Origin of the sequence: Methanonatronarchaeum sp. AMET-Sl (assembly GCF_029854155.1) — an archaeon.
In the GTDB taxonomy this organism is placed as follows: Archaea; Halobacteriota; Methanonatronarchaeia; order Methanonatronarchaeales; family Methanonatronarchaeaceae; genus Methanonatronarchaeum.
This window is the reverse complement of the sequence record NZ_CP122958.1, coordinates 722113-735944: the sequence shown is the minus strand read 5'-3', so window position 1 is coordinate 735944 and position 13832 is coordinate 722113. Positions and strand designations below refer to the sequence as shown.

The window sequence follows — 13832 nt, the reverse complement described above, 5'->3', positions numbered from 1 at the left end:
ATATGTAGTTAAGTAGTTAGAAAACCATATCCACCTAATAGAGTTGCAAGAGAGTTGTTTTATTTGTTTTATGAAAGTAGTTTTGGAGAGATATATTACAGGGTTTACGGTTCAAAAAACAAAAGGACCTTAGTCTTCACTCATGGTTTAGGTTTAGACCACCAAACATTTAGAGAACAAGTCAAAGAGTTTTCTAAAAAAAACGTTGTCGTAGTTTGGGACCTACCTGGATGTGGAAAATCCTGCAAACTAGACAGAACTCTATCTTTCGAAGAAGCAAGCAAGATCATTATAGGCCTACTTGACGAAATCGAGGTAAGTGAAGCAGTTTTAGTAGGCCAGTCCTTAGGAAGCATGATAAGCCAACACACCACTAAAAAATATCCAGATAGAGTTAGTGGGTTAATACATATCGGTGGAGCACCCATACATGGATTTAATAAAATAGAAACAAACCTCATAAAACTACATCCCTACCTACTCAAAATAACCCCCCATAGGTTATTTTCATCAATATTCAGCAACTTCACCTCTAACAAACCAAAAACAAAACAATACTCAAAACAAAAAGCCTTAGAAAACGGTAAAAAAACAATAATCAACCAAGAAAAAGGACTAATACAAGCAATAAAACAAACCAAACCGACAAAAAACAACAAACCACAACTAATAATAACAGGACAAAACGAAAGCAAAACATTAACTAAAAAAACAGATAAATGGCTAAAAACACTCCCAAACGGAGAAAACAAAAATATACCCAATGCAGGCCACCTAACAAACCAAGATAACCCAGAAAAAACAAACCAAGCAATAAAAACCTACCTACAAAAAAACCACTAAATAAAAAAACAAACAAATAAAACAACTCAAACCACAAAAAAAAATAAAAAAATAACTAAAAAAAATACTCTTTTTTTATTTAGTTAAGTCTATCAACCTAGTTAGGTTTTTAGATATAGATTTTCCATTCATCGTTTTGTTCTATGAGTATGTGTTGAACTGTTATTTCTTCGTTACCTATTGTTATTGTTGCTGTTACAATTGCGTATTCTTCATCTTCTTCGGTTAATCCGGTTTCGTTTAATGCCATATCGATGTATTGTTCGAACTCTTCAGGGTCATCGAAAAAATAATCTAAGAGTGGTGTATCTTGTTTAACTTCTTCCAACGTAATTTCTTCAATCTCATCGACTGTTACGTTCAAAAACCCTAATACTTCAATGAATTCAGGTTGCAATGGACTGGCTTCATGTAGCAATTCTTCAAACCTTTCACTATCTTCTTCTTCAATTGCTAAATAAAAACTTTCGACAGTATCTTCAGGCCTATCAGTTATACAGCCGGCTACAAAAACACCCGCCCCCACCAACAACAAAACCAATAAAACAACCCAAGTCTTCCGCATTAAACCACACCTAAACCAAAATAAATGCTCCAAAAAGATAAAGCTAACCAAATAAAAAACCAAAATTTCTATGTCTCTTTAATTATTTAGGTCTCTCTAATCGATGGATTTATCTATAACATCTATACAATAAAACTTTATTATGAATAGATCTATTGAATACGTAGAAATTGATATTGAGTTTAATGAAAAAGTTTTAGAGAGAATAGAGGAATTAATCGAAACAACCGAATACTCAAGTAAAGATGAAGTCATAGAAACAGCTGTTAAAAAACTACTAAAAACCATAGAAAACCAAAACTAAAAAAATGCTTAGTAAAACCTCTTTTTAGGGATATTTTTACTTATTTTAAAAACTTTATTTCACTTTCTATTTATCTACTCAGGGCTAAGACTCCCTTTCCGTCAGATAAGGTCTCTCTAAATCCATTTCTTCGCCTTTTTTCTTATATTGTTTTCTCTATTTTTGTTCTGGCTTATTGGTTTAGGTTTTTAGAGATGTTTTTGGTGTATGATGTTATTTTTTGTATAGGGGGGGGTTAAAGAGAGGGGTTTTTGGTGGGAGATTTAATAGGTTCTTTGTTGTATATTGTTGGTGTGGGAGAAATATGCCTCATAGGTCTATTGATGGGATTATTTGTAGGGAGTGTGGAAACTACTTTGAAACAGATGAAGAGTATAGATTGCATAAAGAAATACATCATAATGAACAGAAAGAGACAAAAAAGGATTAAAGAGTTATATTTCTGATATACTTGTTTTGATGTTTTTGTGGGGGTTTTAGGTATTTAGGGGTTTGTTTGAGGACTGGTTCTTTATTTTTTTGGTTTAGTGGGTTTTTTGGTTGGTTTTGAGGTATGTATTTATATTTGTTTATTTAAAGTTGGTTTGGTGGTTTTTTATGGTTGTTAGTGTTGGTTTGGTTCAGATGGATATTGAGGCGGGGGATAAAGAGGTTAATTTGAGTTATGTGGATAGGGTGGTTGGTGATATTTCTGGTGAGTGTGATTTTGTTTGTTTGCCTGAGTATTTTTCAACTGGTAGTGTTCCTGATCGGTTTAATGAGCTTGGTGAATCGGTTCCTGGACCTACAGTTGATAGGTTGATTGAGATTGCGGTTAGAGATGATGTTTATTTAATTGGTTCTCTGGTTGAGAGTGATGGTGGGGAGCTCTATAATACTGGGGTGGTTGTTGGGCCTGATGGGTTGTTGAGTAAGTATCGGAAGGTTCATTTATTTGTTGATGAAAGGGATGTCGTAACTCCTGGTGTTGATAAGCCGCCTGTTGTTGAGACTGAGTTTGGGCGGATTGGGTTAATGGTTTGTTATGATGCTATTTTTCCCGAACTATCTAGGTTTCTGGGGGAAGAGGAGGCGGATCTTGTTTTTATTCCATCGAATTGGCCGGCTCCATTCATTGAGGCTTGGAGGGTGGCTACAAGTGCTCGAGCCCTTGACAACCAGTTCTGGACTGTTGGAGTTAATCGGGTTGGTAGTGTTGGTGAATTCTCATATTTCGGTAAATCCAGGGTTACAAACCCATATGGAGAAACAATAACCGAGTTAAATAGTTCAAGAGAGATAGAGATAATTAAAATTGATTATATAAAAAAAGATGAATTCAAAGCAATAGTAGATTTCAAAAAAGACTTAAACATCTAAAACAACAAAAAACCCAAAATAAACTTGTTGTATTTTGTTTGTATGGGGTTTTATCTGTTTTTTTGTGGGATTATTGTTTTTAGTTTTATGGCTTGTTTGGGGCCTGCGATGTAGGTTTGGGCCTGTATTTCTTGGTTTTGGTTTGATTTTGTTTTTAGTTTTATTGTTTTTCTTTGGAATAGTTTGGTGTCTGTATTTTCGATTTTGTCGGTTTTTTTGATGGTTTCTTTATTTATATTGTAGTATAATTCACCTATCACAGTTCCATTGGGTTCTTTTATGATGAATGGGTATGTTTGGTTTGGATGCCAGTATAATGAGTGTTCTTTGAGTTCTACTATCTCTTTTTGGTGTTTGTTGAGTATTTGGTGTCTTGGATGGGTTTTTATTTGGTTGGTGGTTGGGTCTAGGTATTGGGTCATGAGTGTTCCGTATACGAATAGGTTGTAGGTCATTTTATTTTGTTTGGTTCTATTTGTTTTGGGTTTTTGGGTGGTTAGTTTTATGTTTTTTGGGTTTTTATTTCTGTATTGGTTTTTTGGATGTTTTTAGGTGATTTTTTGTTTTCTGTTAGGGATTTAGGTTTTGTTGGGAGGTTGTTGGTTTCTGTTGGTGTGTTTCTAGTTTTTGGTGTTTTTGTTGTTTTGATTGGTGATTTTGATGTTTATGGTTATTCTTTGTTTTTGTTGTTTGTGCCTTTGGTTTTGACCAGTTGTTTTTTTGTTGGTAGGTGGAGTGTTGTTCCTGGGTTTTTGGCAACTGGGTTTTTGTTTGTTATTTCGGTTTTATTGTATGGTCAGTTGTTTTTTGATCGGTTGTTTATTTCGTTGTTGAATTTAGGTATTTTTTTTGTTATTTTTGTTTTGGTTAGTGTTCTTATTGGTCGAATGAACCTCTATTTAAGTAGGTTAAAGCGGGATAAGGAGCGTGTTGAGAGGAGGTTGAATCGGTATGAGGTTGGTGTCAAAGCTTCTGGTGACTCGGTTTATATGGTGGACCTGGATTTTTGTTTTGTTTTTGCTAATAATGCTTATTTAGAAAGGTTGGTTGGTGAGGACTTGATTTCAAGGGTGGATGAAGAGTTGGTTGTTGGAAAAAGTTTATTTAGATTATATCCTGATAGTTGTTCTGATTTGTATAAAGAATGTGTTGAAGAGGTGTTTAGGTCTGGTCGGCAGGTTGAAAGAGAGCATAGGTCTATTGGAGGTCAGTGGGTGGCCAACACATATAGTCCTGTTGAAAATCCGGTTACTGAAGAGTTAATGGGGGTTATTGTTGTCTCTAAAGATATAACTGATAAGAAGAAGGCTAGAATGCGTGAGGAATACATTAACTCCTTGTTCCGACATGATGTTCGGAATAAAACTCAGATTTCCAGTGGATATCTAGAGCTTATTGATACTCAAGACCTGCCTACCGAAGTAAAAAGTTATATTGAAAAGGCTAGGAAAGGGGTTAAAGAAACTCTTGAAATTATCGAGAAGGTAAGGTCTCTTACCGAGGTTGAAAAACAAGAACCCGAGGTAATTGACTTAAACCAATTGTTAAGAAGGGTTGTGGAGAAAAACAAGGGAAGAGGCATGAAGATTAATTTAGACATATCTGAAGAAACAATGGTCTTAGGTGGCCCCCTTCTAAATCAGGTTTTCTCAAACCTAATAGAAAACTCAATAAAACACTCTAACGGTAGTTTTATAAATATAGATGTAAGGGTTTTGGATGAACAGGTGGTCTGTGTTATCGAAGATGATGGCGATGGATTACCACCTAAAGTTAGGGATAAGGTTTTTGAAAAAGGTTATTCATGGGGAGAAAAGAAAGGAACAGGTAATGGATTATATCTGGTTAAGATGGTGTTAGAGAGCTATGGTGGAAAAGTAAAGGTAAAGGATTCAAGTTATGGTGGGGTTAGGTTCGATTTATATTTAAAGAAACCCTAAACCATTTTGTTGTGATTTTGTTTTGGTGGTGTTTTTAGATAGTTTTTTATATTTGTTATGTTTTATGTTAGGTGGTAATGGGGTTTTTGGTTTGTATCGTAGTCTGTTGTTTTTTGGTGTTTTGGTATGAGTGTTAGTGTTTTGTTTGTTGATGATGACCCTGGTTTTTTGGATTTAGGTAGTATTTTCTTGGAGAAGAAGGGTTGTGTTGATGTTACTACTGTTTGTTGTGTTGATGATGCTTTAGATTTGGTTGATGGGTCTATTGATGTTGTTGTTAGTGATTATCAGATGCCTGAGATGGATGGCCTAGATTTTTTAAAGGTTCTTCGTGAAGAACGGGGTTTGGATTTACCGTTTATCATGGTTACCGGTCAGGGTCGTGAGGAGGTTGCTATTGATGCATTGAATTTAGGTGCCGACCGATATTTCCAGAAGGGTGGTGATCCTAATGCGTTGTTTAGTTTGGTTGCTAAGGCTATTGAGCAGGAAGTTGATTATTTGGAGACGGATAGGGCCCTTGAGAAGAGGGAGCAGCGTTTCCAGAAAATGTTGGGTCTGGTCCCTGATTTTATCTCAATCCATGACCCTGACATGAATATTGTTTATAGTAATTGGAATGGTTGGGGTGCTGTCTCCGAAGAAAAACAGGTTTTGGGTTCAAAGTGTTATAAGACCTATCGAGGGTTCGATGATGTATGTCCGGATTGTAGGGCTATAGAGGTGTTTGAAACTAAAGAACCGATCAAGAAACAAGTTAGGCTCTCAGATAATGAGATTATCGATCTACGTGTTATCCCAGTTCTGGATGAAATGGGTGAGGTTGAGTTTTTTGTTGAATGGGTTAGAGATATTACAGATATCAAGGAAACGGAAATAGAGTTGCGTGAGAGTAGGGATAGGTATCAAAGGCTTGCTGAAAAAGCCCCTGTTGGAATACTTACCTGTGACAAGGAGGGGGAGATCGAGTATATCAATGATCGGTTGTTAGAGCAATTAAACTCTCCAGATATAGATAAAACCAAGGAGATAAACCTACTTGACTTCAGTTTATTGAAAAAACATGGTTTTTCAGAGGTTTTAGAGAATTGTTTAGATAGTGGAGAGACTGTTGACTTCGAGATGGAGTATACCTCTAAATGGGGTGAGAAGTTTTGGAGCAAGATATATATCGCTCCATTTAAGGATGATGGAGATATAACCGGTGCTCAAATCATTGTAGATGACATAACTGAATTAAAAGAAACAGAGAAAGAATTAAAAAACCAAAAAAACCTTCTTAAAGGAATAATAGATGGAATCCCAGACATATTAGCGATACAAGACCCCGACCACACAATCAATCGATACAACAAAGCAGGATACGAAAAACTAGATATCGAGGCTGGTGAGGCTAAAGGAAAGAAATGTTATGAGTTGTTAGGTCGGGAACAAGAATGTAAAGAATGTGCAACGAAAAAAGCCGTTAATACCGGGGAGTTAGAGCAGATAGAGAAATATGTACCTGAACTTGATTTATATCTATATTGCCGTAGCAACCCAATACTCAACGACGATGGAGAGATTGAACATGTCGTGGAGCAATTAATAGATATAACAGACCGTAAAAAACAAGAAAAAGAAATAAAGGAAAATAAAAAACGTTTAGATACCCTTATATCAAATACACCAGCCGTTATATACTCCTACATAATAAAAGACGGTGAACAAAAAATCACATATGTAAACGAAAAAGTACAGGAAGTCTTAGGCTACAAACCAAAAGAGTTCATAGAAAATAGAAAACTAAACCAAGAATGCATCCACCCCGAAGACAAAGAGATATTCAACTCAAAAATACAAAAAATAAAAGAAAAAGACAGCTCGATCGATGAATATAGATTCAGAGATAAAAATGGTGATTATCACTGGATAAACAACCACCAAACCGTTATTTCAAGAAAAAACAACGTGATAAAGGTTGTTGGAGCTTGGTGGGACATCACAGAACGCAAACAAATTGAAGAAGAAAAAAACCTATTACTCGAAAACATCGACCACCAAATCTGGTACCTAAAAGACCCAGAAACATACGGAAAAGTAAACAAAGCCCACGCAAAATTCCTAAACAAAGGAAAAAAAGAGATAGAACACAAACCAATCCACCAACTACCCCTAACAAAACAAGAAATAAAAACCTGCATAGAAAGCAATAAAAAAGTATTCAACCAAAAGAAAACAATCCAAACAAAAGAATGGATAAAAACCAAAAACAAGAGAAAAAAACTACTATCAATAACCAAATCACCAAAAATCGAAGACAACGAAGTCAAATACGTAATATGCTCCGCCGAAGACATAACAGAACAAAAGAAAAGAAAAGACTGGGAAAAATTCCTACACAACCTACTAAGACACGACGTAAAAAACAAAAACCAAATCGCCCAAGGATACCTAAACCTAATACAAGAACAAGAAATACCACCAAAAACCAAAGAACACCTCAAAAAAGCCCAAAACAACCTAAAAGAAAGCAACAAAATAACAGAAAAAATAAAATCACTACAAAAAGCCAGACAAGAAAAACCAAAACCAATAAACCTAAACAAAACACTCAAAAAAATCCAACAACAAAACCCAGAAATACAAACAACAATACACAACAACCTACCCAACCAAACAACAATAAACGCCGGCCCACTACTAAACCAAGTATTCACCAACATAATAGAAAACTCAATAAAACACTCCAACGCCAACAAAATCAAAATAAAAACAAAAAACCAAAAAACAAAAATAACCATAACCATAGAAGACAACGGAAAAGGCATCCCAGACCAAGAAAAACAAAAAATCTTCAACAAAGGCTACTCAAAAGGAAAAAACAAAGGCACCGGACTCGGACTATACCTAGTAAAACAAATAATAAAACACTACAACGGAAAAATAACAACCAAAAACTCCAAAATGGGAGGAACCAGATTCGACATAACCCTACAAAAACCAAAAACCCAAAAAACCCTATCAAAAAAATAAAGAAAACCAATTCCTTTTAAATCCTCAATAAATTCCAACTATAACCTTATAACAAAACAATAGATAATAAATAGAAACCTAGTTCTGAGGAAGTATAAAATGAAAGAACTATCTGACAAGGAAATTGAGTTGGTAGCGATCGGCGCAGCTATAGGAAGCAACTGCATACCATGTATAGAACACCATATACCAAAAGCCATAGAAACCGGATTGACCAGAAAACAAATCAAATCAGCACTCAAAATAGCAAAAAAAGTAAAACAAGTACCAGCCGAAAAAGTTGAAAAAACCGCCAACCAACAACTAAAATAAACTAACAAAACCAACTAAGAAAATTATTAATAAACCTAAATTAACCATGTTAACACCCATATACAACATACTGCTTTAGAAAACAAAAAAAGAGATCTACAACATAGGTATTAAATAATATAAATAAGTATAAAGCTAAACAGTGAATTAAAATGAAAAAGATATTAGTTGTTTTATTGATTTTAGCACTCGGTCTCGGTGTCGCCACAACCGGATGCCTAAACGGATACGACGAACTAGAGTTAGAGGAATTCAAGTTCGTTGAAGACCAAGAAGCAGAGGATCCCGATGAATGGGTAGAAAGAGACGCTGAATATACAACCGATGAGATATATGTGTATACCTACTTTACAGTTGCTGGGTTTGAGGCAGTCGATGGAGAAGTAGGATATGAATACGAGGCCTCAGTATACAACCCTGATGGAGAACATGTAGAGGACCTTGATTACGAAGACGCAGATACATTACCTGCAGACGATTATGATTGGGTCGAAATATGGTTCGCTCCATACTGGTGGGATGAAGCCGGATGGGATACCGGTACTTGGGAAATAGAGTTCGTAGTTCAAGACACATTGGGAGATACTCCACCACTTGAATTCACAAAAACATTCGAAGTAGTTGAAGCATAAAAAAATAACCTGACCTACCTCAGGAAGAGCTGAAATCAGCTCTTCTTTTTTATTTTTTAAATTCCCTTAATAACAAGTTCTAGCTTTAAATTTATCTCTCCATAGTTTAACCTTTTTAAAAAAAAGATTTATACTGAAAGATACTTAAAAAACATGTAGATTGCAATGAAAAGAATATTGGTTCTAGGGTTAATAGTTGCCTTAATTTCAGGGGTAATGGTTACAGGGTGTATAGAAAATAATAACGATGAGCTAACCGCCGAAGAAACCTATGAAAAGTTTTTAACGGCAGCTGTTGAAGGTGACCAAGATACTGTTGAAGAGTTGTTACATCCAGATATGCTTGAAGAAGTTGATGAAGGAGATATAGATTGGTGGATAGCTAGTTTTTCTTTAAACTATGACTCTGTAGGTGAGGTCAACGAAGTTGAAATTGAAGACGGTATCCAAGAGGTAATGGATCTCGAGGGAGATGAATTAGAAAATGAAGTTAATTACTGGGAAAATCAATATCAATCTTTTGTCGATGAATATGGTATGGATGGTTATGCAGTAGTTACTTTCTCCCTCACAACTGCTGAAGGAGAACAAGAATTACGTATGGATGCCGTATTTGAAGATGATGGCAATTGGTACATAGCAATCTAAAAAATTGATAATTGGATAGGGGATTAAAATTCAATTAAATTCCCTATCCCTAATTTTACCATAATTAAATATCATGTTCAATTGGAATCTAAGTTATTCAATTCTGTATTCTCTTCATCTATAACTATATATCTCTTTAATTTTGGTTATAAAGTTGAATACTGGATTAAAGTTATATATCTTGAATTAATATTTTCGAGATATAAGTCAGTTAGAATAGCTTCTTAAATAATTAGAATCAAATAGATACAGATTAGCGAAAAAAGGATTTATGAGGTTTATTGAAATGAAGTTGTCTGTAAAAATCTTTATTGGTTTGTTGGTTTTGGTTTCTTTGGGTTTGGCTGGTTTCAGTGGTTTTATGTATATGGATGCCGAGCAATATAAGGAGAATTATCAATCACTGTCTGAGGATTATGAGAGTTTGTTGGAGGAGACTAAGAGTTTTGATTCGAGTTATCATTATTTAACTTATTTAGATGATAGTGGTTTTGTTAGAGATTTAGATGTCTCGGTTGCTTCGGGTGATGGCTCTATACATCTTGAAATTAATAACACCGCTTTTGAAGTAGATACCCAAGGTTCTGCTGTTGATGCACGGGATGTAGCTGACCTTCATACCGATCTTGATTTAGAGTCTGATCATGATGTATATCTTGATTTTGATCCAAAAAGTGAGCTTGTTAGCCTTGGTGGACCTAGTGCTGGTGCCGCTCAAACTCTCGCCATAATTTCTGCTGCTAATGAACAACCATTAGATGATGAAGTAGTGATTACAGGTACTATTGAAGTTGATGGTAGTATTGGTGCTGTTGGTGGTGTGGAAGAAAAGGTTGAAGCCGCAGAGGAAATGGGTTTTGAAACCGTTTTAGTACCTGAAGGCCAATCTGTCTATATGCCTGGAATAGATGTTGTTGAAGTCAGTCATATTGAGGAAGCTATGTACGAGGTTGGTTTAGAGCCTAGAGACGTTGAGTATCCAGAGCTCGAGTTAGAGGTGGGTGATTTCTCATTTGTAAACGAAGTCTATGATTATCAGAACTATGATCCACATCCGGGTGTTTATGAATCTAATGAATGGGTTGAACTTTATTTTGAGATAGAGGGATTTGAACTTGATGAAGAAGGGTATGCGGAATATCAACAGTATGTAACGATTGTATGGCCTGATGGAACCGTTGATCCTTTCTTCGATGAATACTTATGGTTTGATGATGAGTTGGATGGGGTTCAGACAATATGGTTTACAAACGAGTATGAACCTCCAAGTGATGGCTGGATGGAGGGGGAGCATGAAGTGATTATCGAGGTTGTGGATCCTGTTGGTGATAAGGATATAATGTTCACTGAGACTTTCATTGTCGAATAAGTAGTTAGTTGGTGTGGGGTGGGTAATCCATCCCTTATTTTTTTTGTTTTTGGTGTTGTGTTTATGTGTTTGTGGGTTGTTTGTTTATTGTGGTGGTTTTGTGGTTGAGGATATTGCTTTGTGGCTTGTTGGGTTGCCTGATTGGCTTGCGACGATGATTTTGTCTATGCTTCCTGTTGTTGAGCTTAGGGGTGGGCTTCCTGTTGCTGTTGGTGTTTATGGGATGTCTTTGCCTATGGCTTATTTTTTTTCTGTTGTTGGTAATATGATTCCGGTTCCTTTTTTGTTGAAGTTTTTGCCTAGGGTTGAGGGTTGGTTGAGGCGTTTTAGTGTTTTTGACCGGTTTTTTGATTGGGTTTTTAGTAGAACTAGGGATCGGGTTGAGGGTTCGGTTAGGCGTTATGGTTTGTTAGGGTTGATTCCGTTTGTTGCGATTCCTTTGCCGGTTACTGGTGCTTGGACCGGTGTTGCAGCTGCTTATTTATTTGGATTTAAGTTGGTTCCTGCTACATTAGTGATTTTCTTGGGTGTTTTGATTTCTGGTGTTATTGTTTCACTCGCAGTTTTAGGAGTTATCAGCATAGCTACTGTACTCTAACCTCCCTCCCCTTTTTTTATAAAAAATTGAGTTGGGTTCTCCTATCATTGACGATAGGGCTATAGTGTTGTTTTTTAGGGTTTTTTTGGTTTTGGTGCCTTGGTTTGGTTTATTCTAGGAGTAGTAGTCCGTAGAGGTTTATTGGTTGTTTTTTGGATGTTAGTATTTCTGGGTTGTATCCTGCGTTTTTTGCTGTTTGTATTACGTCGATTCCGCTTCCTTCCATTGGTGGTCTCATTGTGTCTGGGTTTTTGCAGTCTTTTTTTGATGTTGGTTCTTGTAGGTTTTTTTCTTCTATTACGCATTCTTGGCAGAGGCTGCATGGTAGTCCTACGAATGAGAATGCTTTGTAGTATCCATTGATGAAGGCTTCTCGCTCTATTTTTGGCATTGTTTCGTATACTTTTTTGACGCCTGGGTAGAAGTAGTGGTGGAGGTGTTCTGGGTTTGGTTTTTCTCCTCCCATAATCTCGCTGTAGCTGGTGGGTTTATCTTTATCTATGTATTCTGGGTCTGTTTCGATGTCTTTGAACCTGAAGAGGTATGCTATTGAGTATTCTCGTAGGATGTCTTTGGTTTCTTGTGGTGTTGGTGTGTGGGGTGGACATGAATAATGTTTTCCGTAGGCTTTGCATCCATATTTACATTTCCAGCGAACCCAGTTAGCAACTACAACCTTATCTGGCTCTATATTCTTGAAATCAGCATGAATATCTTTAAAGATATCTTCCAAACTAGAGATACTAACACTCATTAATAAACACCTAAAACGATTAATTAAATACAGTTAATTAGTTATTAAATCTAAATTAGTATATAAACACATCTATCCAACAAATGGTTTTAGTTCTTGATTTCGTTTTATTTAACTATATTATTGGTTTGTTGTTAGTTTTTGTTTGGTTGTTTTTTTGGTGTTTTGGGGTGGTTGGTTTGTTTTTGTGGGGTTTTTGTTTTTTGGGGGGATACCCAAAGGTATTTAATCTGTGAATTTATAAGTGTATATTGGCAATCTGATTTGGATTTTGTATTGGAGGATTGTTATTAATATTTGGAGGGGATGGATAGTATGGATTCCTTAATTAATCAAGCAAAGGAACACAGTACGGAAGAAACTAATTTTAGAGATCAGAATATAGAGGAGTTTGAGGAGTTTGGTAAGCCACAGATAGTGGTTGTTGGTTGTGGTGGTGCAGGTAACAACACTATTAACAGGCTTTATCGGATTGGTGTTGAGGGTGCAGAAACTATTGCTATAAACACGGATAAACAACATCTCGACATGATAAAGGCTGATAAAAGGATTTTGGTTGGCAAGTCTCTCACTAAGGGTCTTGGAGCCGGTGGATATCCAGAGCTAGGTGAGAAGGCGGCTGAAACTGCTCGAGGTACACTGGAGGATGTTTTAGAGGGTGCAGACCTTGTGTTTATCACCGCCGGAATGGGTGGTGGAACAGGTACTGGAGTATCACCTGTCGTTGCTGAAGTAGCTAAAGATCAGGGGGCTATCGTTGTCGGAATGGTGTCCACACCATTCAATGTGGAGAGAGCGCGGCTTAAAAAGGCTGAAAGAGGTCTTGAGAGATTAAGACAAGAAGCAGACACCGCAATCGTATTGGATAACAATAGACTACTGGATTATGTTCCCGACCTACCGATAAAACAAGCATTCAGCGTTATGGATCAATTAATAGCGGAAACGGTGAAGGGACTATCGGAAACAATAACACAGCCATCGCTAATCAACCTAGATTATGCCGACGTAAAAACCATCATGAGTTGTGGTGGAGTAGCAGTCATGTTGATTGGAGAGACCGGAGAAGAAGACAAATCCGGTTCAGTAGTTAGAGAGGCACTTAACCATCCATTACTAGATGTAGATTACGAAGGAGCAACCGGCTGTCTAGTACACATAACAGGTGGATCCGACCTCACACTAAAAGAAAGTGAGAGTGTAGCTCAAGAACTAACATACGAACTCGACTCAAACTCAAACGTCATTTGGGGCGCCAGAATAAACGAGAACTACGATGGAAAAGTAAGAGTAATGGCAATCATGACAGGAGTTAACAGCTCTCAAGTCATGAACAACGGAAACGGTCGATGTGTAAACAGAGAACAACCCAATCTAACAATCGACAGAATAAAATAACCCAACCAGAAAAGGGGAAGCAGAATAAAAACTTCCCCAAAAAACCTTTATTCAAATTGAACTTAGAGATAGATATAGGGGTATTTAGGGTTTAA

The 13832-nt window shown here is 36.5% G+C and carries 15 protein-coding genes; 12 read left to right on the top strand and 3 right to left on the bottom strand.

Features of this window, described 5'->3' with window-relative positions; all coding sequences use genetic code 11:
• Positions 1-63: 63 nt before the first annotated feature.
• Positions 64-843 (top strand): alpha/beta hydrolase, encoded by a 780-nt coding sequence (locus QEN48_RS03625; RefSeq protein ID WP_280109041.1) that lies wholly within the window; start codon positions 64-66, stop codon positions 841-843.
• Between the two features lie 109 nt (positions 844-952).
• Here QEN48_RS03625 and QEN48_RS03620 read toward each other — a convergent pair whose 3' ends face one another.
• Positions 953-1408: a hypothetical protein gene (locus QEN48_RS03620; protein WP_280109040.1), complete on the bottom strand. Its 456-nt coding sequence runs from the start codon at positions 1406-1408 to the stop codon at positions 953-955.
• A 142-nt stretch (positions 1409-1550) separates the two neighbouring features.
• Here QEN48_RS03620 and QEN48_RS03615 point away from each other — a divergent pair, with 142 nt between their 5' ends.
• The 3 genes from QEN48_RS03615 to QEN48_RS03605 all read left to right on the top strand — a co-directional run bounded on the left by QEN48_RS03615 (position 1551) and on the right by QEN48_RS03605 (position 3071).
• Positions 1551-1712, top strand: a complete 162-nt coding sequence (locus tag QEN48_RS03615) for a ribbon-helix-helix protein, CopG family (protein WP_280109039.1) — start codon at positions 1551-1553, stop codon at positions 1710-1712.
• 304 nt (positions 1713-2016) lie between these two features.
• Positions 2017-2142, top strand: a complete 126-nt coding sequence (locus QEN48_RS03610) for a hypothetical protein (RefSeq protein WP_280109038.1) — start codon at positions 2017-2019, stop codon at positions 2140-2142.
• 167 nt (positions 2143-2309) lie between these two features.
• Complete coding sequence (locus QEN48_RS03605) at positions 2310-3071, top strand: carbon-nitrogen hydrolase family protein (RefSeq protein ID WP_280109037.1); 762 nt, start codon at positions 2310-2312, stop codon at positions 3069-3071.
• 50 nt (positions 3072-3121) lie between these two features.
• Here QEN48_RS03605 and QEN48_RS03600 read toward each other — a convergent pair whose 3' ends face one another.
• Positions 3122-3526 (bottom strand): gamma-glutamylcyclotransferase, encoded by a 405-nt coding sequence (locus QEN48_RS03600; RefSeq protein ID WP_280109036.1) that lies wholly within the window; start codon positions 3524-3526, stop codon positions 3122-3124.
• Positions 3527-3631: 105 nt separating this feature from the next.
• Between QEN48_RS03600 and QEN48_RS03595 the strand changes: the two genes are divergently transcribed.
• From QEN48_RS03595 to QEN48_RS03565, 7 genes are all read left to right on the top strand, one after another.
• A complete protein-coding gene (locus QEN48_RS03595) occupies positions 3632-5011 on the top strand; it encodes a PAS domain-containing sensor histidine kinase (RefSeq protein ID WP_280109035.1) in 1380 nt (459 codons plus the stop codon).
• Positions 5012-5137: 126 nt separating this feature from the next.
• Positions 5138-8026: a PAS domain S-box protein gene (locus tag QEN48_RS03590; RefSeq protein WP_280109034.1), complete on the top strand. Its 2889-nt coding sequence runs from the start codon at positions 5138-5140 to the stop codon at positions 8024-8026.
• A gap of 99 nt (positions 8027-8125) precedes the next feature.
• On the top strand, positions 8126-8338 hold the full coding sequence (locus QEN48_RS03585; RefSeq protein ID WP_280109033.1) for a carboxymuconolactone decarboxylase family protein: 213 nt from the start codon (positions 8126-8128) through the stop codon (positions 8336-8338).
• Between the two features lie 152 nt (positions 8339-8490).
• Positions 8491-8970, top strand: a complete 480-nt coding sequence (locus QEN48_RS03580) for a hypothetical protein (RefSeq protein WP_280109032.1) — start codon at positions 8491-8493, stop codon at positions 8968-8970.
• Between the two features lie 165 nt (positions 8971-9135).
• On the top strand, positions 9136-9618 hold the full coding sequence (locus QEN48_RS03575; RefSeq protein WP_280109031.1) for a hypothetical protein: 483 nt from the start codon (positions 9136-9138) through the stop codon (positions 9616-9618).
• Between the two features lie 286 nt (positions 9619-9904).
• The gene (locus tag QEN48_RS03570) at positions 9905-10987 is read left to right on the top strand and encodes a S16 family serine protease (RefSeq protein WP_280109030.1); all 1083 of its coding nucleotides are present in this window, start codon (positions 9905-9907) and stop codon (positions 10985-10987) included.
• A gap of 100 nt (positions 10988-11087) precedes the next feature.
• Complete coding sequence (locus QEN48_RS03565; protein ID WP_280109029.1) at positions 11088-11585, top strand: small multi-drug export protein; 498 nt, start codon at positions 11088-11090, stop codon at positions 11583-11585.
• 109 nt (positions 11586-11694) lie between these two features.
• Here the strand turns inward: QEN48_RS03565 and QEN48_RS03560 are convergent, their stop codons facing one another.
• The gene (locus tag QEN48_RS03560) at positions 11695-12339 is read right to left on the bottom strand and encodes a DUF2284 domain-containing protein (protein ID WP_280109028.1); all 645 of its coding nucleotides are present in this window, start codon (positions 12337-12339) and stop codon (positions 11695-11697) included.
• 315 nt (positions 12340-12654) lie between these two features.
• Here QEN48_RS03560 and ftsZ point away from each other — a divergent pair, with 315 nt between their 5' ends.
• On the top strand, positions 12655-13737 hold the full coding sequence (gene ftsZ, locus QEN48_RS03555) for a cell division protein FtsZ (protein ID WP_347985128.1): 1083 nt from the start codon (positions 12655-12657) through the stop codon (positions 13735-13737).
• Positions 13738-13832 lie beyond the last annotated feature (95 nt).

What these genes read in the sequence shown, in the direction of transcription:
- QEN48_RS03585 (WP_280109033.1), top strand. Translation starts at nt 8,126, where the DNA reads ATGAAAGAACTATCTGACAAGGAAATTGAGTTGGTAGCGATCGGCGCA.
- QEN48_RS03620 (WP_280109040.1), bottom strand. Translation starts at nt 1,408, where the DNA reads ATGCGGAAGACTTGGGTTGTTTTATTGGTTTTGTTGTTGGTGGGGGCG.
- QEN48_RS03575 (WP_280109031.1), top strand. Translation starts at nt 9,136, where the DNA reads ATGAAAAGAATATTGGTTCTAGGGTTAATAGTTGCCTTAATTTCAGGG.
- QEN48_RS03615 (WP_280109039.1), top strand. Translation starts at nt 1,551, where the DNA reads ATGAATAGATCTATTGAATACGTAGAAATTGATATTGAGTTTAATGAA.
- QEN48_RS03600 (WP_280109036.1), bottom strand. Translation starts at nt 3,526, where the DNA reads ATGACCTACAACCTATTCGTATACGGAACACTCATGACCCAATACCTA.
- QEN48_RS03590 (WP_280109034.1), top strand. Translation starts at nt 5,138, where the DNA reads ATGAGTGTTAGTGTTTTGTTTGTTGATGATGACCCTGGTTTTTTGGAT.
- QEN48_RS03570 (WP_280109030.1), top strand. Translation starts at nt 9,905, where the DNA reads ATGAAGTTGTCTGTAAAAATCTTTATTGGTTTGTTGGTTTTGGTTTCT.
- QEN48_RS03610 (WP_280109038.1), top strand. Translation starts at nt 2,017, where the DNA reads ATGCCTCATAGGTCTATTGATGGGATTATTTGTAGGGAGTGTGGAAAC.
- ftsZ (WP_347985128.1), top strand. Translation starts at nt 12,655, where the DNA reads ATGGATTCCTTAATTAATCAAGCAAAGGAACACAGTACGGAAGAAACT.
- QEN48_RS03560 (WP_280109028.1), bottom strand. Translation starts at nt 12,339, where the DNA reads ATGAGTGTTAGTATCTCTAGTTTGGAAGATATCTTTAAAGATATTCAT.
- QEN48_RS03580 (WP_280109032.1), top strand. Translation starts at nt 8,491, where the DNA reads ATGAAAAAGATATTAGTTGTTTTATTGATTTTAGCACTCGGTCTCGGT.
- QEN48_RS03605 (WP_280109037.1), top strand. Translation starts at nt 2,310, where the DNA reads ATGGTTGTTAGTGTTGGTTTGGTTCAGATGGATATTGAGGCGGGGGAT.